At 60.3% G+C, this 21,247-nt stretch carries 18 protein-coding genes; 9 read left to right on the top strand and 9 right to left on the bottom strand.

From position 1 onward, the window contains the following. Window positions 1–7 precede the first annotated feature (7 nt). From ASC74_RS01005 to ASC74_RS00995, 3 genes are all read right to left on the bottom strand, one after another. The gene (locus tag ASC74_RS01005) at window positions 8–2,290 is read right to left on the bottom strand and encodes an ABC transporter permease subunit (RefSeq protein ID WP_056738609.1); all 2,283 of its coding nucleotides are present in this window, start codon (window positions 2,288–2,290) and stop codon (window positions 8–10) included. A gap of 230 nt (window positions 2,291–2,520) precedes the next feature. Then, window positions 2,521–3,522: a phosphate ABC transporter substrate-binding protein PstS gene (locus ASC74_RS01000; RefSeq protein WP_046044995.1), complete on the bottom strand. Its 1,002-nt coding sequence runs from the start codon at window positions 3,520–3,522 to the stop codon at window positions 2,521–2,523. 249 nt (window positions 3,523–3,771) lie between these two features. Next, complete coding sequence (locus tag ASC74_RS00995; RefSeq protein ID WP_056738607.1) at window positions 3,772–5,070, bottom strand: MFS transporter; 1,299 nt, start codon at window positions 5,068–5,070, stop codon at window positions 3,772–3,774. Window positions 5,071–5,434: 364 nt separating this feature from the next. On the opposite strand from ASC74_RS00995, the gene ASC74_RS00990 reads away from it, so the two are divergent. Further along, window positions 5,435–5,839 (top strand): acyl-CoA thioesterase, encoded by a 405-nt coding sequence (locus ASC74_RS00990; RefSeq protein WP_003177184.1) that lies wholly within the window; start codon window positions 5,435–5,437, stop codon window positions 5,837–5,839. Window positions 5,840–5,895: 56 nt separating this feature from the next. Beyond that, window positions 5,896–6,795: a D-hexose-6-phosphate mutarotase gene (locus ASC74_RS00985; protein WP_056738605.1), complete on the top strand. Its 900-nt coding sequence runs from the start codon at window positions 5,896–5,898 to the stop codon at window positions 6,793–6,795. A 113-nt stretch (window positions 6,796–6,908) separates the two neighbouring features. Here the strand turns inward: ASC74_RS00985 and ASC74_RS00980 are convergent, their stop codons facing one another. The 5 genes from ASC74_RS00980 to ASC74_RS00960 all read right to left on the bottom strand — a co-directional run bounded on the left by ASC74_RS00980 (window position 6,909) and on the right by ASC74_RS00960 (window position 10,722). Further along, the gene (locus tag ASC74_RS00980; protein WP_033059274.1) at window positions 6,909–7,445 is read right to left on the bottom strand and encodes a DUF3299 domain-containing protein; all 537 of its coding nucleotides are present in this window, start codon (window positions 7,443–7,445) and stop codon (window positions 6,909–6,911) included. 89 nt (window positions 7,446–7,534) lie between these two features. After that, entirely contained in the window at window positions 7,535–7,780 is a 246-nt protein-coding gene (locus ASC74_RS00975) for a GlsB/YeaQ/YmgE family stress response membrane protein (protein WP_008030708.1), read from the bottom strand. A gap of 107 nt (window positions 7,781–7,887) precedes the next feature. Further along, a complete protein-coding gene (locus tag ASC74_RS00970) occupies window positions 7,888–8,970 on the bottom strand; it encodes a 5-(carboxyamino)imidazole ribonucleotide synthase (protein WP_033059270.1) in 1,083 nt (360 codons plus the stop codon). Between the two features lie 11 nt (window positions 8,971–8,981). Beyond that, a complete protein-coding gene (purE, locus tag ASC74_RS00965; protein WP_046044990.1) occupies window positions 8,982–9,473 on the bottom strand; it encodes a 5-(carboxyamino)imidazole ribonucleotide mutase in 492 nt (163 codons plus the stop codon). A gap of 331 nt (window positions 9,474–9,804) precedes the next feature. Then, window positions 9,805–10,722, bottom strand: coding sequence for a LysR substrate-binding domain-containing protein (locus ASC74_RS00960; RefSeq protein WP_056738603.1), 918 nt, complete (start codon window positions 10,720–10,722; stop codon window positions 9,805–9,807). 180 nt (window positions 10,723–10,902) lie between these two features. Between ASC74_RS00960 and aspA the strand changes: the two genes are divergently transcribed. The 6 genes from aspA (at window position 10,903) to ASC74_RS00930 (ending at window position 18,965) form a co-directional block, all read left to right on the top strand. Continuing rightward, entirely contained in the window at window positions 10,903–12,327 is a 1,425-nt protein-coding gene (aspA, locus tag ASC74_RS00955) for an aspartate ammonia-lyase (protein WP_046044988.1), read from the top strand. A 533-nt stretch (window positions 12,328–12,860) separates the two neighbouring features. After that, entirely contained in the window at window positions 12,861–14,309 is a 1,449-nt protein-coding gene (locus ASC74_RS00950) for an alanine/glycine:cation symporter family protein (RefSeq protein WP_056738602.1), read from the top strand. A 143-nt stretch (window positions 14,310–14,452) separates the two neighbouring features. Continuing rightward, the gene (locus ASC74_RS00945) at window positions 14,453–15,457 is read left to right on the top strand and encodes an asparaginase (RefSeq protein ID WP_056738600.1); all 1,005 of its coding nucleotides are present in this window, start codon (window positions 14,453–14,455) and stop codon (window positions 15,455–15,457) included. A 192-nt stretch (window positions 15,458–15,649) separates the two neighbouring features. Beyond that, the gene (locus ASC74_RS00940; protein ID WP_056738598.1) at window positions 15,650–16,648 is read left to right on the top strand and encodes an AraC family transcriptional regulator; all 999 of its coding nucleotides are present in this window, start codon (window positions 15,650–15,652) and stop codon (window positions 16,646–16,648) included. 171 nt (window positions 16,649–16,819) lie between these two features. Continuing rightward, entirely contained in the window at window positions 16,820–17,851 is a 1,032-nt protein-coding gene (locus ASC74_RS00935; RefSeq protein ID WP_056738596.1) for a histone deacetylase family protein, read from the top strand. Between the two features lie 13 nt (window positions 17,852–17,864). Further along, entirely contained in the window at window positions 17,865–18,965 is a 1,101-nt protein-coding gene (locus tag ASC74_RS00930; protein WP_056738593.1) for a polyamine ABC transporter substrate-binding protein, read from the top strand. 15 nt (window positions 18,966–18,980) lie between these two features. Here the strand turns inward: ASC74_RS00930 and pdxR are convergent, their stop codons facing one another. Further along, window positions 18,981–20,531 carry a MocR-like pyridoxine biosynthesis transcription factor PdxR gene (pdxR, locus tag ASC74_RS00925; protein ID WP_056738591.1) on the bottom strand — a complete coding sequence of 517 codons (1,551 nt, stop codon included), beginning with the start codon at window positions 20,529–20,531 and terminating at the stop codon, window positions 18,981–18,983. A gap of 90 nt (window positions 20,532–20,621) precedes the next feature. Here pdxR and ASC74_RS00920 point away from each other — a divergent pair, with 90 nt between their 5' ends. Next, on the top strand, window positions 20,622–21,245 hold the full coding sequence (locus ASC74_RS00920; protein ID WP_056738590.1) for an FMN-binding negative transcriptional regulator: 624 nt from the start codon (window positions 20,622–20,624) through the stop codon (window positions 21,243–21,245). Window positions 21,246–21,247: the final 2 nt, after the last annotated feature.

Raw genomic sequence — 21,247 nt, 5'->3', positions numbered from 1 at the left:
ACCTTTCTTAAAGCGACGAGTATTTCTTGCGCAGACGCTGACGAATCAGTTCTGCGAGGGTGTTCATGACGAAGGTGAACAACAGCAGCACCAGCGCCGAGAGGAACAGCACGCGGTAGTGGCTGCCGCCGACTTCCGATTCGGGCATTTCCACCGCAACGTTGGCCGCCAGGGTGCGCAGGCCTTCGAACAAGTTCATTTCCATGACCGGGGTGTTACCGGTGGCCATCAGCACGATCATCGTTTCACCGACCGCACGGCCCATGCCGATCATCAGCGCCGAGAAAATACCCGGGCTGGCGGTGAGGATCACCACGCGAGTCATGGTCTGCCACGGCGTGGCACCGAGGGCCAGAGAGCCGAGGGTCAAACCGCGAGGCACGCTGAACACGGCGTCTTCGGCGATGGAGTAGATGTTCGGAATGACCGCAAAGCCCATGGCCAGACCCACCACCAGTGCGTTGCGCTGGTCGTAGGTGATGCCCAGGTCGTGGGAGATCCACATGCGCATGTCGCCGCCGAAGAACCAGGTTTCCATGTACGGGCTCATGTACAGCGACAGCCAGCCCACGAACAGGATCACCGGGATCAGGATCGCGCTTTCCCAGCCTTCCGGCACTTTCAGGCGGATCGATTCAGGCAAGCGGCTGAAGGTGAAACCCGCTACCAGAATGCCGATCGGCACGAGCATCAGCAGGCTGAAGATGCCCGGCAAGTGACCTTCCACATACGGCGCGAGGAACAGGCCGGCGAAGAAGCCGAGGATCACCGTCGGCATCGCTTCCATCAACTCGATCACCGGTTTGACCTTGCGGCGCAAGCTTGGGGCCATGAAGTATGCGGTGTAGATTGCCGCAGCGACGGCCAGCGGCGCGGCCAACAGCATGGCGTAGAACGCGGCCTTCAAGGTACCGAAGGTCAGCGGAGACAAGCTCATCTTCGGTTCGAAGTCAGTGTTGGCGGCGGTCGATTGCCAGACGTATTTAGGCTCGTCGTAGTTCTCGTACCAGACCTTGCTCCACAATGCGCTCCACGAAACTTCCGGGTGCGGATTGTCCAGCAACAGTGGCTGCACCTTACCGTTGGCCTCGACGATGATGCGGTTGGCACGCGGCGACTGACCGAAAATGCCTTGGCCTTCCACCACCTGATCGACCAGCAAGGTGCGGTGAGCGGTACTGTGGAAGACGCCGAGCTTGCCGGACGCGTCGAGGGCAACGAAGCCTTTGCGACGTTCTTCGGCGGTGATTTCCACAATCGGCGCGGTGCCCATCTGGAAGGTACGAATCTGCTTCAGACGCAGCTCGCCGTCCGGGTCGCGCGCCATGAACCACTGAGCCAGACCACCCTTGGAGTCACCGAGGATCAGCGAGATGCCGCCCACCAGTTGAGTACTGGCGGTGATCTGCGCTTCGCCATCTTCCAGCAGCTTGTAGCGACCATTGAGGCTCTTGTCGCGCAGGCTGAACACGTCGGCCTGGGCGCGACCGTTAATCACGTACAGCCACTGCTGACGCGGGTCGACGAAGATGTTCTTCACCGGCTCGGTCATCTGCGGCAGATCGATGCGCTTCTGCTCATTGGTGACTTCGCCGGTCATCATGTTTTCTTCGCTGGTCAGCGACAAAACATTGAGCTGCGAACCGGTGGAACCGACCAGCATCAGCGTGGTGTCGGTCGCGTTGAGGCTGACGTGCTCGAGTGCACCGCCCGCCTCGTTCAGCGCGATCGGCGTTTCGCCGTACGGGTATTCGATGGCCGGCGAGATGGTTTTCTTGCCGTCCGGGTAGCTGACTTTATAAGTGTGACGGAATACCAGTGCCTGGCCGTTGGACAAGCCCACCGCCACCAATGGATGGCCTGGTTGGTCTTCACCGATGGAGGTCACGGTAGTGCCGGCCGGAACCTTCAGATCGACGCGCTTGAGTTCAGCGCCACTGTCGATATCGAAGAACAACGCCTGGCCCTTGTCGGAAACCCGCATGGCGACCTGGTTCTGTTCTTCCAGGGAGATCATCAACGGCTTGCCGGCGTCTTGCATCCAGGCCGGCGTGATGGCGTCCTTGGCGGTCAGGTCGGCGCCCTGAAACAGGGGTGCGACAACGTAAGCCAGGAAGAAGAAGATCAGCGTGATCGCGCCGAGAACGGCGAGGCCGCCCACGAGGACGTACCAGCGGGTCAGGCGATCTTTGAGCGCGCGGATGCGGCGCTTGCGTTGCAACTCAGGCGTATTGAAGTCAATTCGCTTGGGGGGATTAGTAGTCATGGTGGAATTGGCCAGATCATTCATTCGCACACCCTAGCGATCCTGTATGACAGAAAGATGACAATGCAGTGACGCAACAAATCCGCCGCCTGTGGGAACTGGCAGCGGACTGAAAATTTGGGGGTTGTAGGAGCTGTCGAGGGAACCGAGGCTGCGATCTTTTGATCTTGCGGTTAGAGGCCAGATCAAAAGATCGCAGCCTCGTTTCCCTCGACAGCTCCTACAGAGTCCGGGTTTATCCCGGACTCAAGGTTTTACTTTTTTGCGACTTCAGCGCCGCCTTCCTGCAGACCCAGGTCAGCCAGTGCTTTTGCAGCAACCTTGGCCGGCAGTGGGATGTAGCCGTCTTTCACTACAACTTCCTGGCCCTGTTTGGACAGAACCAGCTTCACGAACTCAGCTTCCAGCGGGGCCAGAGGTTTGTTCGGGGCTTTGTTGACGTAAACGTAGAGGAAACGCGACAGCGGGTACTTGCCGTTCAGGGCGTTTTCTTCGGTGTCTTCAATGAATTCAGTGGTGCCTTTTTTGGCCAGAGCCACAGTCTTCACGGAAGCGGTTTTGTAGCCGATGCCCGAGTAACCGATGCCGTTCAGCGAGGAGCTGATCGACTGCACGACCGAAGCCGAGCCTGGTTGTTCGTTGACGTTTGGCTTGTAGTCGCCTTTGCACAGAGCTTCTTCTTTGAAGTAGCCGTAGGTGCCGGATACCGAGTTACGACCGAACAGCTGAACCGGCTTGTTCGCCAGGTCGCCGGTCACGCCCAGGTCGCCCCAGGTTTTCACGTCGGTTTTAGCGCCGCACAGACGAGTGGACGAGAAGACTGCGTCGACTTGTTCCATGGTCAGGTGCTGGATCGGGTTGTCTTTGTGAACAAAGATAGCCAGGGCGTCTACTGCAACCGGGATAGCGGTTGGCTTGTAGCCGTACTTCTGCTCGAAGGCAGCCAGTTCGGTGTCCTTCATCTTGCGGCTCATCGGGCCCAGGTTAGAGGTGCCTTCAGTCAGCGCAGGTGGCGCAGTGGCGGAGCCAGCGGCCTGAATCTGGATGTTTACGTTCGGGTATTCTTTTTTGTAGTTCTCAGCCCACAGGGTCATGAGGTTGGCCAGGGTATCGGAGCCGACACTGGACAAGTTGCCCGACACACCAGTGGTCTTGGTGTAGCTCGGGATCGACGGGTCAACAGCGGCGAACGCGTTGGCAGTCGCAACGCCAGCAGCGACAAAAGTCATTGCCGCCATCAAACGCTTCAGTTTCATGCCTTACTCCTAGCAGATAGGTGTGTTAAGTCGGGGCCAAGTATCAGCAGGCCGTGTGAACACTCTATGGCTGAAATATGACAATTGGATGAAAGGCCAGCATTCGATCTTTTGCAGGGAAATCGCGTCATCGTTCTTCGCGAGCAAGCCCGCTCCCACATTTAACTGAGTTCCTCAGTGAGAACGCGGTCAACTGTGGGAGCGGGCTTGCTCGCGAAGGCGTCAGTGCAGTCGATACAAAGGGTCGGCTTAGCGACCTTTCTTCCAGAGGTAGGCACCCACCAGAATCCCGACACCGCAGATGATCGCTACGTAATACGCAGGCCCCAACGGGCTTTCCTTCAGCAGCAAGGTGACAACCATCGGGGTCAGGCCGCCGAAGATGGCGTAGGCCAGGTTGTAGGAGAACGACAGCCCGCTGAAGCGCACCACCGCCGGGAAGGCTTTGACCATCACATACGGCACTGCACCGATGGTGCCGACCAGCAAGCCGGTCACGGCGTACATCGGGAACAGCCAGTCCGGGTGGTTGAACAGGCTGTGATAGAAAGTCCACGAGCTGATCAGCAACGCGGCACTGCCGAACACGAAGACACGACCCGCGCCGAAGCGGTCAGCCAGTGCACCGGAGGCGACGCAGCCCAGGCTCAGAAACACGATCGCCAGGCTGTTGGCCTGCAATGCGGTGGTTGGCGAGAAGTGGTAGACGGTCTGCAGCACGGTCGGGGTCATGAGGATGACCACGATGATGCCGGCGGACAGCAGCCAGGTCAGCAGCATGGAAATCAGGATCGCCCCGCGATGGTCGCGCAACACGGCGCGCAGCGGCACTTCTTCTGCCAGGGCCTTGCGCAGTTGCAGCTCGGCGAATACCGGCGTCTCGTGCAACCAGCGGCGCAGGTAAACCGAGAACAGGCCGAACACGCCACCCAGCAGGAACGGAATCCGCCAGGCGTAATCCGACACTTCGACCGGGGTGTAAATGCTGTTGATCGCGGTGGCGACCAACGAGCCCAGCAGGATACCGGCCGTCAGGCCGCAGGTCAGGGTGCCGCAGGCGTAGCCGATGTGCCGCTGCGGCACGTGTTCGGAAACGAATACCCACGCGCCCGGCACTTCACCGCCAATCGCCGCGCCCTGAATCACCCGCATCAGCAGCAACAGGATCGGCGCCCACATGCCGATCTGTGCATAAGTCGGCAGCAAACCCATGATCAGGGTCGGCACCGCCATCATGAAAATGCTCAGGGTGAACATCTTCTTGCGTCCCAGCAGGTCGCCGAAGTGCGCCATGACGATACCGCCCAGCGGACGCGCCAGGTAGCCGGCGGCAAAGATCCCGAAGGTCTGCATCAAGCGCAGCCACTCGGGCATGTCGGCCGGGAAGAACAGCTTGCCGACCACCGTGGCGAAGAACACGAAGATGATGAAATCGTAAAACTCCAGCGCGCCGCCCAAGGCAGACAGCGATAACGTCTTGTAGTCGTTGCGAGTCAGCGGACGTGCGGACTGGGTTGGCTGCGCGATGCTCGAAGGCGCTGTGGTCATGGCAAGGCTTCTCTTATAGTCGGATCTGCAACCCCAACAACGCTGGCTGAGGCTTGGGCAGGTCCGGCACGATAGCAAATTGTTCGAAAAAGCACATAGAGGTGCGTATTTGACGGTCGAAATGAGAACCGGACGGTCGTCTAGGAGTCTACCGACCGATATACTCGCAATCCTGCACCTGCTTGTAAGGGGTTGCTGTGCGAAAACGTCGTTGGCAGCCGTCAGCCGATTTCGCAGAGTTTCCCTTTAGGCGCCTTACGAAAAACGTGACGAACGTAGTATGTTCGGGGCTGAATCGTTTTTCCTTGAGACGGCTATTCACCTGAAGTACCAATGAGAGTCACGGGTCAGAGGCACCCCCGGCATGATAGAGCTCGAACAAGAAGATCCAATCCCGCAAGGCGACCTTGCCCTGCAAATTACCGCGCTTCCTCGCGAAACCAACGGCTTTGGCGATATTTTCGGCGGTTGGCTGGTGTCGCAGATGGATTTGGCCGGCACCGCAATGGCCAGCAAAGTCGCGGGTGGCCGCGTGGCTACGGTTGCGATCGACCGCATGGCGTTTCTGGTTCCGGTAGCGGTGGGCGCTCAGCTCTCCTTCTATACCCAGGCGCTGGAAATCGGCCGCAGCTCGATTCAGATGATGGTCGAAGTCTGGAGTGACGATCCGCTGTCCAGTGAATGGCGTAAGGTGACTGAAGCCGTGTTTGTGTTCGTCGCCATCGACGGCAGCGGACGCACCCGTTCGGTTCCGCCGAGAGCTCGTTAAACACTGCGACTTTTCTGCGGTCCATTGCAGTCATTGTTCCTGATCGAGAGTTGCCCATGAGTACGCCCAACGTTGAAGCCGTGAAACTGGATGAACTGAACTGCTGGCGCATCCGCCACGGGCAGGCCGAATTGCTGGTTGCCCAGCAGGGCGCGCACATCCTCAGTTATCAAGTGGCCGGGCAACCGCCGCTGATCTGGCTCAACGACGAGGCCGCGTTCAAGACTGGCAAGAGCATCCGCGCCGGGGTTCCGGTGTGCTGGCCGTGGTTCGGCAATCTGCCGCGCAACCCGCAGAGCGTTCAGGCGATGCGCGTCAGCAACGAAGCGCCGACCGCCCACGGGCTGGTAAGGGCGATGGACTGGGAACTGGGCGGCATTGAAACCGAGGGCGAAAGCCTCAAGGTGGAGTTTGTTCTGCCTTACCCTGAAGGCGGCTTGCCAGGCTGGCCACATCAAGTGGATTTGAAGCTGAGCATTCGTCTGGATGAGCAACTGCACATCAGCCTGACCAGCCATAACCAGGGCGCTGACAACGTCACCATCAGCCAGGCGTTGCACAGCTATTTCGCGGTCAGCGATGTACGCGAAGTGCATGTCGAAGGGCTGGATGGCTTGAGTTACATCGAAACCCTGGACGACTGGAAAACCGTCACTCAGACCGGCGATCTGCGTTTTGCCGGCGAGACCGATCGTATCTATCTCAATACCCCGGCGAAGCTGAGCATTGTCGATCCGGCCTGGGAACGACGCATCGAGCTGACCAGCAGCGGCTCACGCTCGGCGGTGATCTGGAATCCGTGGATTGATCGCGCTGCGGCGTTCAGCGACATGGCCGACGATGGCTGGCAGCGGATGCTGTGCATTGAAACGGCGAATGTGATGGGTGATGTGGTGACGCTGGCACCGGGTGCGAGTCATACCCTCGGCGTCAGCATCGGCAGCAAAACCCTGTAACACCGTAAAACCAATGTGGGAGCGGGCTTGCTCGCGAATGCGATGTGTCAGTCGACATCAATGTTGCCTGACACGCCGCCTTCGCGAGCAAGCCCGCTCCCACATTTGAATCTCTACAAGTCTGATTCTTTGACCACCCGCACTTTCGCCGCATCCAGCGCATACGCCGCATCAGCCAGGTCGTTGTTGACCTTCTCGACCTTCAGCGTGCCGGTCACCCACAGCGGTGTATAGATGTCATTCAGCTTCAAACCCTTCGGATAACGCACCAACACCAATTGATTAGGTGGCGGCGGCGGCACATGGATGCAGGCGCCCGGATACGGCACGAGGAAGAACAGCGTGCTACGGCCCTGGGCGTCGGATTCCAGCGGCACCGGATAACCACCGATGCGGATGTTCTTGTCGTTCATCGACGGCACGGTTTTGGTCGAATACATCACCGCCGGCAAACCCTTGCTCTGCTTCATGCCACCCTTTTTGGTAAAGGTGCCATTGGCTTCGGGTGAGTTGTGGTCGATTTCAGGCATGGCCTCGAGGGCTTTCTGGTCCGACTTGGGCATCAGCTCGAGCCAGTCGGTTTCCGGCAGTTCGCCGGCATGGGCGAGGCCCGAGCCCAGTAAAAGGAAAGTCAGTAAAAGACGGCGCATGGAGGTGCTCGGTAAAGGAGAGGACGGTGCAACGCCGAGCATTCTAGCCCTCTCTGCGTGCGGCGCAGAGGGGGCTTTGTCGCTTTGGATCAGTTCTTTTTGATCAAACCGTAGATCACTAGCAACACCACCGCGCCAACCAGCGCACCGATGAAGCCTGCGCCTTGACCGGCCTGGTAGATGCCCAGAGCCTGGCCGCCGTAAGTAGCCGCCAGCGAACCGCCGATACCGAGCAGGATGGTCATGATCCAGCCCATGCTGTCATCGCCCGGTTTCAGGAACCGAGCCAGCAGGCCGACGATCAAGCCGATAAAGATGGTTCCGATAATTCCCATGGCATTTCCCTCTGATTGAATGGCAATGCCCAAAGCCTAGTCAGACTTTGGCATCCTGCCATGAGAGAACGGCGGCCCCTGAATGGTTCCGCCGCTGCCACATGAAACTATTCGGCGATGAGCGCTTCGACCTTGAGGATCTGCTGCTCCAGCGTGGCCTTGTCGGCGCAGCGCAGGTTGGCGTGACCGACCTTGCGACCGACCTTGAACGCCTTGCCATAGTGATGCAGATGGCAATCGGCAATGGCCAGGACTTTCTCGGTCTCCGGCACTTTACCGATGAAGTTGAGCATCGCGCTCTCGCCGACCTTGGCCGTCGAACCCAGCGGCAGACCGGCAACGGCCCGCAGGTGGTTTTCGAACTGGCTGCACTCGGCACCTTCAGTGGTCCAGTGACCCGAGTTATGCACACGCGGGGCGATCTCGTTGGCCTTGAGGCCACCGTCGACTTCAAAGAACTCGAACGCCATCACGCCGACGTAATTCAGCTGCTTGAGCACACGGCTGGAATAGTCTTCCGCCAAGGCTTGCAGTGGGTGGTCGGTGCTGGCCACGGACAACTTGAGGATGCCGCTGTCGTGGGTGTTGTGAACCAGCGGATAGAACCTGGTTTCGCCATCACGAGCGCGCACGGCGATCAACGACACTTCACCGGTGAACGGCACGAAACCTTCCAGCAGGCAGGCCACGCTGCCCAGTTCGGCGAACGTACCGACCACGTCTTCAGGCTTGCGCAGGACCTTCTGGCCCTTGCCGTCGTAACCCAGGGTGCGGGTTTTCAGCACGGCTGGCAGACCGATGGAAGCCACGGCAGCGTCCAGATCGGCTTGCGATTGAATGTCGGCGAACGCCGGGGTGGGAATCCCCAGGTCCTTGAACATGCTCTTCTCGAACCAGCGATCACGGGCGATGCGCAGGGCTTCGGCGCTCGGGTAAACCGGGACGAATTGCGACAGGAAGGCCACGGTTTCGGCCGGGACGCTTTCGAATTCGAAGGTCACCAGATCGACCTCATCGGCCAGCTGACGCAGGTGATCCTGATCGCCGTAATCGGCCCGCAGGTGTTCGCCCAACGCGGCTGCGCAAGCATCCGGCGCGGGGTCCAGGAAAGCGAAGTTCATGCCCAGCGGAGTACCCGCCAGCGCCAACATGCGACCCAACTGGCCGCCACCGATTACACCGATCTTCATCGTCAACAACCTCAGGCGATGCGTGGGTCTGGATTTTCCAGGACGCTGTCTGTCTGCTCAGCGCGGAATTTTTTCAGCACCGCGTGGAACTGCGGGCGCTTGGCGCCGAGGATGCTCGCCGAGAGCAGCGCTGCGTTGATCGCGCCAGCCTTGCCGATGGCCAGGGTGGCGACCGGAATGCCCGCGGGCATCTGCACGATAGACAGCAGCGAATCGACGCCCGAGAGCATCGACGACTGCACCGGCACGCCCAGCACCGGCAGGTGGGTCTTGGCCGCACACATGCCTGGCAAGTGAGCCGCGCCGCCGGCACCGGCGATAATCACCTCGATGCCACGCGCCTCAGCCTCTTCGGCGTACTGGAACAGCAGGTCCGGGGTGCGGTGGGCAGAGACCACCTTCACCTCGTAAGGAATGCCGAGCTTTTCCAGCATATCGGCGGTGTGGCTAAGGGTGGACCAATCGGACTTGGAGCCCATGATCACGCCAACCAGTGCACTCATCGTCGTGCCTCTTCTCTCTGGGCGCCCGCAGGCGCGTCAAAAAACAACAAGCCACGCAAAATGCGTGGCTTGATTGTACGAATTATGGCCGGACGAACCGGCCGAAGGCCGCGCAGTATACCTCAATGAGGCAGATAAACAGCCCCCATAGCGACCATCTGTCATTCGGCGCAAAGTGCCGGTTTTATTGACTTGAAGGTCAATCAATTACACCACCAAGCCCCTGTGGGAGCGGGCTTGCTCGCGAAGGCGGAGTGTCAGTCAACAGAGATAGTGGATGTCAGACCGCATTCGCGAGCAAGCCCGCTCCCACATTGGATCTTCATTGGTCTCAAATACCCGTCGCTCCTTGGGCTGCGCCGCCTTCCAGTTTGCGCCACAGCAACCGTACGTTCGCCTTGCGCACCAAGGCGCAGCGGTACAGGCGAATCTCCAGCGGCACATGCCATTGCGGGCCGCCGCAAACCACCAGTTCGCCACGAGCCAGTTCAGCGCGCACACTGAGCCGCGGCACCCAGGCAATGCCCAATCCTTCCAGCGCCATGCTTTTGAGGCTGTCGGCCATGGCGGTTTCGTAAATGGTGGTGAACCGCAGCGCACGCTGGCGCAGCAGCATGTTCACCGAACGCCCGAGAAACGCCCCGGCGCTGTAGGCCAGCAGCGGCACACTACCTTCACCCTCCAAGTCAAACAGCGGCTTGCCCTCGGCGTCCGCCGCGCAGACCGGGAGCATTTCAGTGTCGCCAAGGTGCAGCGACGGGAAGATTTCCGGGTCCATCTGCATCGCTGCGTCCGGGTCGTAGAACGCCAGCATCAGATCGCAACCGCCTTCGCGCAGGGCATGCACCGCATCACCGACGTTGGTTGCCACGAGGCGCGTCGCGATGTTCAGGCCTTCATTACGCAACTGCGCGATCCAGCGCGGGAAGAACCCCAACGCCAGGGAGTGAGCAGCGGCAACCTGCATCACTTCACCCTGCCCGCCTTCCAGATGATGAAGGTGACGCAACACTTCACCAAGCTGCTCGACCACCGTCCGCGCGGTGACCAGAAACAACTGCCCCGCCGCCGTCAGCTCGATCGGCGTGCGCGAACGGTTGACCAGTTGCAGGCCGAGCGCGGCTTCGAGGCTGCGGATTCGCCGGCTGAACGCTGGCTGCGTCACGAAGCGTCGTTCGGCAGCCTGGGAGAAGCTGCGGGTGGCGGCCAGAGCACTAAAGTCCTCCAGCCATTTACTTTCAAGGTTCATCACGCCCTCCCGGACACGCACCAATTTAGGTCACACGCTCGCCGCACACGCGGCGTCACACGGGCATTATGCCGAATGTGCATAGGCTAGTGTTTAACAGCATTGGCCCAAAATTCTCCACAAGCCTAGCATTTGCAGTGTTCCGGCACAGACCGGGTCCATATCGAGATGATTTCTATCATGTCCTCCGCTGCATCTTTCCGCACAGAAAAAGACCTGCTTGGCGTACTCGAAGTACCTGCTCAAGCGTATTACGGCATCCAGACCCTGCGAGCGGTGAACAACTTCCGTCTCTCCGGCGTTCCGATTTCGCATTATCCGAAGCTGGTTGTCGGCCTGGCGATGGTTAAACAAGCCGCCGCTGACGCCAACCGCGAGCTGGGTCACCTGAGCGAAGCCAAGCACGCTGCCATCAGCGAAGCCTGTGCACGTTTGATCCGCGGCGATTTCCACGAAGAGTTCGTGGTGGACATGATTCAAGGCGGCGCTGGCACTTCAACCAACATGAATGCCAACGAAGTCATCGCCAACATCGCGCTGGAGGCCATGGGTCACCAGAAGGGCGAATACCAATACCTGCACCCGAACAACGACGTGAACATGGCGCAGTCGACTAACGACGCCTACCCGACCGCGATCCGTCTGGGTCTGCTGCTGGGTCACGACGCGCTGCTGGCCAGCCTCGACAGCCTGATCCAGGCGTTCGCCGCCAAGGGTGTTGAGTTCAGCCACGTCCTGAAGATGGGCCGTACCCAGCTGCAAGACGCCGTGCCGATGACCCTGGGTCAAGAATTCCGTGCCTTCGCCACCACATTGAGCGAAGACCTGGCACGTCTGAAAACACTGGCACCTGAACTGCTGACCGAAGTGAACCTGGGCGGCACCGCGATCGGTACCGGCATCAACGCCGACCCGCGTTACCAGCTTCTGGCCGTTCAGCGTCTGGCGCTGATCAGCGGTCAACCGCTGGTTCCAGCCGCCGACCTGATCGAAGCCACCTCCGACATGGGCGCCTTCGTGCTGTTCTCCGGCATGCTCAAGCGCACCGCGGTCAAGCTGTCGAAGATCTGCAACGACCTGCGCCTGCTGTCCAGCGGCCCACGCACCGGCATCAACGAAATCAACCTGCCAGCGCGTCAGCCAGGCAGCTCGATCATGCCCGGCAAGGTCAACCCGGTTATCCCGGAAGCGGTTAACCAGGTGGCGTTCCAGATCATCGGCAACGACCTGGCGCTGACCATCGCAGCCGAAGGCGGCCAACTGCAACTGAACGTGATGGAGCCGCTGATCGCGTTCAAGATCTTCGACTCGATCCGCCTGCTGCAACGCGCCATGGACATGCTGCGCGAGCACTGCATCGTCGGCATCACCGCCAACGAAGAGCGTTGCCGCGAACTGGTCGAACACTCGATCGGCCTGGTCACCGCGCTGAACCCGTACATCGGCTATGAAAACGCCACCCGTATCGCCCGTATCGCCCTCGAAAGCGGCCGCGGCGTGCTGGAACTGGTGCGCGAAGAAGGCTTGCTCGACGACGAAATGCTCGCCGACATCCTGCGCCCGGAAAACATGATTGCTCCGCGTCTGGTTCCGCTTAAAGCCTGATCCGACGCGTTACTTGTGGCACCGCTCACCAGGTCGAGGGACTAGACACCTCTCACCTTTTGAGGGCTTGGGGATTTATTCCCCAAGCCCTTTTTTTTAACTATTTGGCAGCAACGCAGAACCTGTGGGAGATGAGAAATGTGGGAGCGGGCTTGCTCGCGAAGACGGCGGCACATCCGGCAACTCTTTGACTGATACACCGCCTTCGCGAGCAAGCCCGCTCCCACAGAAAAGCAGCTCCCGCATAAACCTGACACCGAAAATGTCAGGTGTTTCAAAGGCTTCGATTTATCGCTTGCACCACAACCGTGCAGACGGACGGCACGCTCATCGGTATAGTGCCGCCCCTCTTCGTGTGAGCGGTCGTCGGTAACCAGGCCCAAACCCATGCGAAACCCGAACTAATAACAAACCCGCAATATGAAATCGGGACGAACCTTCGCCTCACCTGTTTTGCCGCGCGCAATCCGGTGTAACGCGATGTTTCTGACCGCCAAACATTTGCCTACACAAAAAACAGCGAGGAATAATCCATGCTCGAAGTCATTAACGACTTCCTCTCAGGGAAAGTACTGATCGTGCTCATTGTCGGGCTCGGTAGCTACTTCACGATCCGCTCGCGTTTCGTTCAATTGCGTCACTTCTTCCACATGTTCGCGGTGTTCCGCGACAGCCTGAAAAGCAGCGCCGGCCAACTCAGTTCGTTCCAGGCCTTGATGCTCAGCCTCGCCGGCCGCGTCGGTGCGGGTAACATCGCCGGTGTCGGTATCGCCGTGACCCTGGGTGGTCCGGGTGCGGTGTTCTGGATGTGGGTGACCGCGCTGGTCGGCATGTCCAGCAGCTTCTTCGAATGCTCCCTCGGCCAGCTCTACAAGCGTTGCGACTCCGACGGCACATACCGTGGCGGCCCGTCCTACTACATCCAACACGGCCTGCAGAAACGCTGGCTGGGCATGATCATGGCGTTCCTGCTGCTGATCACCTTCGGCTTCGCCTTCAACGGCCTGCAATCCCACGCCGTGACCCACTCGCTGAACAACGCTTTCGGCCTCGACACCACTTACACCGGCCTGGCGCTGGCAGTGTTGCTGGGTCTGGTGTTCATCGGTGGGATCAAGCGCATCGCCAAGGTCGCTGACCTGCTGGTGCCGGTGAAAACCCTGGTGTACATCGGCGTGACCCTCTACGTGATCGTGCTGCAATTCGACCACGTGCCGGGCATGTTGATGACCATCGTCAAAAGCGCCTTCGGTCTCGACCAGGCCTTCGGCGGCCTGATCGGCAGCGCCATCGTCATGGGCGTGAAGCGCGGCGTGTTCGCCAACGAAGCAGGCCTGGGCAGTGCGCCAAACGTGGCCGCAGTCGCGTCGGTCGAGCACCCGGTGGCACAAGGCGTGGTTCAGGCGTTCAGCGTGTTCCTCGACACCTTTGTGATCTGCACCTGCACCGCGTTGCTGATCCTGCTCTCGGGCTTCTACACCCCAGGCTTCGAAGGCGACGGCATTGCCCTGACCCAGAACTCCCTGGCTGCCGTAGTCGGTGACTGGGGCCGGAGTTTCATCTCCGTAGCCCTGTCGTTGTTCGTGTTCACTTCGATCCTCTACAACTACTACCTGGGCGAGAGCAACCTGCGTTTCCTGATCGGTGAAAACCGCAAGGCGCTGATCGGCTACCGCGCGCTGGTACTGGTGTTGATCTTCTGGGGCGCTATCGAAAACCTCGGCACGGTGTTCGCCTTCGCCGACATCACCATGACGATGCTGGCGTTTGTGAACCTGATCGCGCTGTTCCTGCTGTTCAAAGTCGGCATGCGCATCCTGCGTGACTACGATGACCAGCGCGCGGCCGGCATCAAGACGCCCGTGTTCGATTCGAGCAAATTCCCGGATCTGGACCTGGACCTGAAAGCCTGGCCAGCCAATCCACCAGCGGCCACCAAGGCTGAAGCCGAGCCGCAAGGCGTACCCGCAGCGCAACGCTGATCGGTTAAAGTGCGCAATCCCCTGTGGGAGCGGGCTTGCTCGCGAAGAGGGAGTGTCAGGCGACATTGATGTTGGCTGATACACCGCTTTCGCGAGCAAGCCCGCTCCCACATTAGGAATGTCATCGTTCTCGGAGACCCCCCATGAATTCCTCGACCTTCCCTGCCGCCCAGCACGTCATGGTGCTCTACACCGGTGGCACCATCGGTATGCAAGCCAGCGCTCATGGCCTGGCCCCGGCGTCCGGTTTCGAAGCCCGGATGCGCGAGTATCTGCACAGCCAGCCTGACCTTGTCGTACCGCAGTGGCGCTTTCGCGAGATGTCGCCGCTGATCGACAGCGCCAACATGAGCCCGGCTTACTGGCAGCAACTGCGTGAAGCGGTGGTCGACGCCGTCGATGTCCAGGGCTGCGACAGCGTCCTGATCCTGCATGGCACCGATACCCTCGCCTACAGCGCTGCGGCCATGAGTTTTCAGCTGCTCGGCCTGCATGCCCGCGTGGTGTTCACCGGTTCCATGCTGCCGGCCGGCGTGACCGACAGCGATGCCTGGGAAAACCTCAGTGGCGCGCTGGTTGCTTTGGGTCACGGCCTTGCCCCGGGCGTTCATCTGTACTTCCACGGCGAACTACTGGACCCGACCCGTTGCGCGAAGGTGCGCAGTTTCGGTCGTCATCCATTCAAGCGTCTTGAGCGTCAGGGTGGCGGTGCGAAGGCGTCTTCAATACCGGTGCCGCTGACCTACAACCAGCCCAAGCAACAGGCGAAAGTCGCTGTGCTGCCTCTGTTCCCCGGTATCGGCGCCGAGATACTCGACGGCCTGCTCGACAGCGGCATTCAGGGCCTGGTGCTGGAGTGCTACGGCAGCGGCACCGGACCGAGCGACAATCCAGAGTTCCTCGCCAGCCTGGAACGGGCGCGGGACAAGGGTGTTGTGGTAGTCGCGGTTACGCAATGCCATGAAGGTGGCGTCGAGCTGGACGTCTATGAGGCTGGCAGTCGGTTGCGCGGCGTGGGCGTGCTGTCCGGTGGCGGGATGACGCGGGAAGCGGCGTTCGGCAAGTTGCATGGCTTACTGGGTGCCGGGCTCGACACCGCTGAAGTACGACGCCTTGTAGAACTCGACCTCTGCGGCGAACTCATCTGACACCCTGCAAAACCCTGTGGGAGCGAGCCGGCTCCGGGCGGCGCTCCGACGATAGCGGTCGTCCATCCAACAATGATGCTGACTGACACACCGCCATCGTCGGAGCGCCGCCCGGAGCCGGCTCGCTCCCACAGGATCTCCATCAGGCATGTAACTTGCTGCCGTTCCAGCATCCCAAGGCTGGAACACCCCATGCTCCACTCCCACCTCACCACCCTCAACGCCGTCTCTTTGGTGCTCAGCGCTTTCAAGGACCAGGGACTGCCCAGCGAAGCCTTGCTGGCTGGAAGCGGCATCAGCGCGGCGGATCTGAGCCGGGCGGACACGCGCATCACCACCAATCAGGAGATGCAGGTCTGCGCCAACGCCGTCGCGCTCAAGCGTGACATCGGCCTGGAACTGGGCCGGCGAATGCATGTTTCGTCCTACGGCATGCTCGGGTACGCCTTACTCACCAGCGCCACTTTAGGTGACGCCTTGCGGCTGGCACTGCACTATCCGGCGCTATTAGGAACACTGTTCGAGTTGAGCCTGGAAGAGGATAACGAGCGCATCTGGCTCACCGCTGGCGACTATCGGGAAAACCCTGCGCTGGCGCCATTCAATGTCGAGTTTTGCCTGGTTTCGATGAAGGTCACTTGCGAAGACCTGCTCGGCCAACCGTTGCCGCTGCTTGGCGCCCGCTTCGAATACCCGGCACCGGACTATCAGGCACGCTACACCGAACGTTTCGATTGCCCCTTGCAGTTCGACGCTGCGTCCAACGCCTTTGCCTTCGACAAAGCCTGGCTGGAGCACCCCCTGCCTCTGGCCGACGCCATCACCCATCAAGCCATGGCCGAACGGTGCCGCAAACAGAACACCGAGTTCACGGGTCGCCAGGTGTGGCTGGGACGAATCCGCCAGCTACTCAGCGCGCAGTTGAATGCGGCGCCCGGCCTCGAAGGTTTGGCCGAACAGATGAATTGCTCGGCGCGCACCTTGCGTCGGCACCTGAAGGATCTGGGCTGCAGCTATCAGGAATTGCTTGATGAGCTGCGGTTCGAACAGGCCAAGCAAATGCTCTGTGAGGACCAACTGCCGATCTATCGGATTGCAGAAGCGCTAGGTTTCAGCGAGACCGCGAGTTTCCGTCATGCGTTTGTGCGCTGGAGCGGTGTGGCGCCGAGTCAATTCAGGCCATACGGATAGCCCCTGTGGGAGCGAGCCTGCTCTGAGGTGGGGCATGTCGCGCCAACAAGGGGCGAATTCCGGTCAATTCTTTTGGCCATATCGATCCCCTTTTGGCCTTTCCTGCCGTTCTCTCAAACGCCGCGCACCGCAAGACTGTGTTCAACCGAATCAGCCTGCGGAGAACAAGAAATGCTGACGATCTACTCGGACGATCACCACCTGCACCACGGCCGTTGTGAATTGATGGACGGGCAACTGATGCCCTGCTTCGAAATGCCCTCGCGGGCCGACCATGTTCTGCAGCGCGTGCAGTACCGCGACCTCGGTCCGGTCGAAGCGCCGCAGGATTTCGGCCTCGACCCGATCGCGCGCATTCACAGCCGCGATTATCTCGACTTCTTCAAAGGTGCCTGGGCACGCTGGACCGAATTCGGTACCGACGGCGACTTGCTGCCCTACACCTGGCCGGCCCGCACCCTGCGCCGGATCATCCCCACCAGCCTGCACGGCCAGCTCGGCTATTACAGCTTCGACGGTGGCGCACCGATTACCGCCGGCACCTGGCAAGCAGCGTACAGCGCGGCGCAAGTCGCGTTGACCGCGCAAGCCGTCATTCAACGCGGCGCCCACAGTGCCTTCGCTTTATGCCGTCCACCAGGACACCACGCCGCCAGTGATTTGATGGGCGGTTATTGCTACCTCAACAACGCCGCCATCGCTGCGCAGGCGTTCCTCGATCAGGGCCACAAAAAAGTCGCGATCCTCGACGTCGACTACCACCACGGCAACGGCACTCAATCGATTTTCTATGAGCGCAGCGACGTGCTGTTCACCTCGATCCATGGTCATCCGGAAGCCGAGTTCCCGTTCTTCCTCGGCTATGAAGATGAGCTGGGTGAAGGGGCCGGCGAAGGCTTCAACTTCAACTACCCTTTGCCGGCCGGTAGCGGCTGGGACAGCTGGAGCGCCGCGCTGGAACAAGCCTGTAAAGAGATCGAAAAGTACGGCGCCGATATCGTCGTCGTATCCCTGGGCGTCGATACGTTCAAGGACGATCCGATCTCCCAGTTCAAGCTCGACAGCCCGGATTACTTGGCCATGGGCGCACGCATCGCGGGCCTCGGCAAGCCGACGCTGTTCGTGATGGAAGGCGGCTACGCGGTAGAAGAAATCGGCATCAATGCCGTGAACGTTCTCGAAGGTTTTGAAAGCGCCCAATGAGGAAATTAGAACAATGAAAAGTCTCAAGCGTTTTATCGCTCCAGCCCTGTGCGCCACGGTGCTCAGTGCTGCTGTCCACGCCGAAGAGCGAACGTTGCGCGTCTACAACTGGTTCGACTACATCACCCCCAAAGCGCTGGAAGACTTCAAGGCTCAGAACACCCAGACCAAACTGGTCTACGACATCTTCGACACCAACGAAGCGCTGGAGGCCAAGTTGCTGACCGGCAACTCCGGTTATGACGTGGTCGTGCCGTCCAACGTATTCCTTGCCAAGCAGATCGAGGCCGGCGTTTTCCAGCCGCTGGACCGCAGCAAACTGCCGAACTGGAACCACCTCGATCCCAAGCTGATGAAGCTGATCGAAGCCAACGATCCGGGCAACAAATTTGCCGTGCCGTACATGTACGGGACCATCCTGATCGGCTTCAACCCGGCCAAGATCAAGGCTGCACTGGGTGACAATGCACCGGTGGACAGCTGGGACCTGATTTTCAAGGAAGATAACATCAGCAAGCTCAAGCAGTGCGGTGTCGCGCTACTCGACTCGCCGTCGGAGATCCTTCCGCTGGCCCTGCAACACCTGGGTCTGGACCCCAACAGCAAGAAACCGGCGGACTACGAAAAGGCTGAAGCGCTGTTGATGAAGATCCGTCCGTACGTCACCTACTTCCATTCTTCGAAGTACATGGCCGACATCGCCAACGGAGACATCTGCGTCGCGGTCGGTTACTCCGGCAGCTTCTCCCAGGCAGCGAACCGCGCCAAGGAAGCCAAGAACGGCGTGATCGTCGACATGCGCCTGCCGAAAGAAGGCGCGCCGATCTGGTTCGACATGCTCTCGATCCCCAAAGGCGCGAAGAACCCGGAAGACGCCTACACCTTCATCAACTACTTGTTGCAGCCGCAGGTGATAGCACCGGTCAGCGACTTCGTCGGCTACCCGAACCCGAACAAGGACGCCACAGAATTGGTCGACCCGGCGATCCGCAACAACCCGAATCTGTACCCGACCGAAACGGCGATGAGCACGCTTTACACCCTGCAACCGCTGCCCCGCGACGCCGAACGGGCACGGACCCGGGCCTGGACCAAGATCAAGTCCGGTACCTGACGGAAGTCCTCGATCTCAGGGCCGCCAGGCCTTTTGCAATCGCCCGAGCGCTGCGCTGATCGCCGCCTCGGGCACCGCCGCAAAGCCCAGCACCAGCCCGGCGCGTTCATCCACAGTGTTTGTCGAATCCGGTAGCCAGTAACTGCTCAGGCCGTTGATCTCGACATCGACGCTGGCGGCGGCTTCAATCAGTTCGCGTTCGCGGGCCTGAGTGTCGACCGCCACCGTCAGGTGCAGCCCTGCCGCCACACTCGGCAGGCTGCCCACCCCTGGGATATCCGAAGGCCAGTTGGCCAGAAGCGTATTGCGACGACTCAACGCGGCGCGGCGCATGCGGCGGATGTGCCGCTGGAAATGCCCGGCCGCCATGAACTCGGCCATGACGGCCTGGGTGCTCACCTCGGAGTGGCGCACATCGACCGCGCGACGCTGGGCGAAAGCGTCCACCAATGCCGGTGGCAGCACCAGATAGCCCAGGCGCAATGCCGGGAAAGCCACTTTGCCGAACGTGCCGACGTAGAGCACCCGCCCGTGACGATCAAGCGCAGCCAGCGGTGCCAGTGGCGCGCCGCTGTAACGATATTCGCCATCGTAATCATCCTCGACGATCCAACCCTCGGTTCGCTCGGCCCAGGCCAACAACTCCAGCCGCCGCGCCAGACTCATCACCACCCCGGTCGGGTATTGATGCGACGGCGTGACATAGGCCAATCGACAATCGTTGAGCCCGTTCAATTCGGTGCAGTCGATACCGTCGCTGTCCACCGCCACCCCATGCAATCGCGCACCGGCCACGGCGAACGCATGACCCGCCGCCCGATACCCCGGATTCTCGATCGCCACGCCATCGCCCGGCTCTACCAGCAGCTGTGCACAAAGGCTAATCCCCTGCTGTGCGCCACTGGTGATCACTATTTGCTCAGCCGTGCACTGCATCCCCCGGGAGCTGCGCAAATACGCGGCAATCAGGCCGCGCAAGCGCGCATCGCCCGCAGGATCGCCGTAACACAGTTGCTGGAGATCCGGTTTACGCCAGAAAGCCGCATTCAGCTTGGCCCAGACCTCGAAAGGGAACAGGTCGAAAGCTGGAACACCCACGCGAAATGCGCGGGGTGGACCGGCGGGAGGCAGGGCCAAATGGTTCCTTTCAACCCGCCCCAATGCGCCGTTGTGGATAACTTTGCTGGATGAAACCACAGGTAAATCCAGCCAATTTGTGGATAAGGCTGTGGGTAACCCTGTTGACAACCCTGTGGATACTTTTGTGGATAGTTTTTTCACCGGCAACACTGATTGAGGCAATTGCGCGACATACGTCCCGTCACCCACACGCCCTTCAATAAAGCCCTCGGCGTAGAGCTGATCGTAGGCCCGGACCACGCTGTTTCGGGAAATCGACAACGCCGCCGCCAGATCGCGACTGGCCGGCAATCGCGTCCCACTTGCCAGACGACCGTCGAGCACTCGCACCCGCAAGGCTTGATAGAGCTGACGACTCAAACCCTGACGGCGATCGAGTTCGATACCCGCCGGGTTGAATGACAAGGACAGTGGCTCGCTGGTCATCGTAATGGACCTATGAAATTGGTCGTTAATGGCTCTTACAACAGACCAATAGCCTGCCTAGGATGCAGGCATTCGCCAAGGAAAATCTCCATGTACACGCCAAACAGCTTTGCCATAGATGATTTGCATGAACTGCACCAGCAGATACTCGGCACCCGCCTCGCTGTGTTGGTCACACACGGGGAACAAGGTCTGCAAGCCAGCCATTTGCCGCTGCTGTTGAGTTCGGACCAGGGACCGAATGGCACCCTTTACGGACACTTCGCCAAGGCCAATCCGCAATGGAAGGAACTGCAGAACGGCGCCGAAGCCCTGGTGGTTTTTGCCGGTGCCGATGCTTATGTCAGCCCGGGGTTTTACCCGAGCAAAGCCGAGCACGGCAAAGTGGTGCCAACCTGGAACTACGTCGCCGTGCATGCGTACGGCACGGCCGAAGTATTCACCGACGCCGATCGCCTGCGCACGCTGGTCAGCGCGCTGACTGATCGTCATGAAGCGGGTCGCGCCAGTCCATGGAAAGTCGCCGATGCACCCGCCGACTACATTGACGGGATGCTCAAGGCCATCGTCGGTTTTGCTTTGCCGATTCAGCGCCTGGAAGGCAAGCGCAAGCTCAGCCAGAACCGCAACGCTGCAGACATCACCAGTGTGCGCGAGGGGCTTGCCGCCAGCCCTGATGTGCACGACCAGGCCCTCGCCCACTTGATGCGTTAAGG

It is taken from the genome of Pseudomonas sp. Root329, assembly GCF_001424925.1.
Lineage (GTDB): Bacteria > Pseudomonadota > Gammaproteobacteria > Pseudomonadales > Pseudomonadaceae > Aquipseudomonas > Aquipseudomonas arabinosi.
The sequence above is the reverse complement of the archived record's forward strand: the minus strand, read 5'-3'. Positions and strand labels throughout refer to the sequence as shown.

Excerpts from the sequence above, each read along its gene's own strand:
- ASC74_RS00945 (WP_056738600.1), top strand. The coding sequence starts at position 14,453 with ATGAATTCCTCGACCTTCCCTGCCGCCCAGCACGTCATGGTGCTCTAC.
- ASC74_RS00940 (WP_056738598.1), top strand. The coding sequence starts at position 15,650 with ATGCTCCACTCCCACCTCACCACCCTCAACGCCGTCTCTTTGGTGCTC.
- ASC74_RS00985 (WP_056738605.1), top strand. The coding sequence starts at position 5,896 with ATGAGTACGCCCAACGTTGAAGCCGTGAAACTGGATGAACTGAACTGC.
- ASC74_RS00950 (WP_056738602.1), top strand. The coding sequence starts at position 12,861 with ATGCTCGAAGTCATTAACGACTTCCTCTCAGGGAAAGTACTGATCGTG.
- pdxR (WP_056738591.1), bottom strand. The coding sequence starts at position 20,531 with ATGACCAGCGAGCCACTGTCCTTGTCATTCAACCCGGCGGGTATCGAA.
- ASC74_RS00990 (WP_003177184.1), top strand. The coding sequence starts at position 5,435 with ATGATAGAGCTCGAACAAGAAGATCCAATCCCGCAAGGCGACCTTGCC.
- ASC74_RS00975 (WP_008030708.1), bottom strand. The coding sequence starts at position 7,780 with ATGGGAATTATCGGAACCATCTTTATCGGCTTGATCGTCGGCCTGCTG.
- ASC74_RS00980 (WP_033059274.1), bottom strand. The coding sequence starts at position 7,445 with ATGCGCCGTCTTTTACTGACTTTCCTTTTACTGGGCTCGGGCCTCGCC.
- ASC74_RS00930 (WP_056738593.1), top strand. The coding sequence starts at position 17,865 with ATGAAAAGTCTCAAGCGTTTTATCGCTCCAGCCCTGTGCGCCACGGTG.
- ASC74_RS01000 (WP_046044995.1), bottom strand. The coding sequence starts at position 3,522 with ATGAAACTGAAGCGTTTGATGGCGGCAATGACTTTTGTCGCTGCTGGC.
- ASC74_RS00935 (WP_056738596.1), top strand. The coding sequence starts at position 16,820 with ATGCTGACGATCTACTCGGACGATCACCACCTGCACCACGGCCGTTGT.
- purE (WP_046044990.1), bottom strand. The coding sequence starts at position 9,473 with ATGAGTGCACTGGTTGGCGTGATCATGGGCTCCAAGTCCGATTGGTCC.
- ASC74_RS00970 (WP_033059270.1), bottom strand. The coding sequence starts at position 8,970 with ATGAAGATCGGTGTAATCGGTGGCGGCCAGTTGGGTCGCATGTTGGCG.
- ASC74_RS00920 (WP_056738590.1), top strand. The coding sequence starts at position 20,622 with ATGTACACGCCAAACAGCTTTGCCATAGATGATTTGCATGAACTGCAC.
- ASC74_RS01005 (WP_056738609.1), bottom strand. The coding sequence starts at position 2,290 with ATGAATGATCTGGCCAATTCCACCATGACTACTAATCCCCCCAAGCGA.
- ASC74_RS00960 (WP_056738603.1), bottom strand. The coding sequence starts at position 10,722 with ATGAACCTTGAAAGTAAATGGCTGGAGGACTTTAGTGCTCTGGCCGCC.
- ASC74_RS00995 (WP_056738607.1), bottom strand. The coding sequence starts at position 5,070 with ATGACCACAGCGCCTTCGAGCATCGCGCAGCCAACCCAGTCCGCACGT.
- aspA (WP_046044988.1), top strand. The coding sequence starts at position 10,903 with ATGTCCTCCGCTGCATCTTTCCGCACAGAAAAAGACCTGCTTGGCGTA.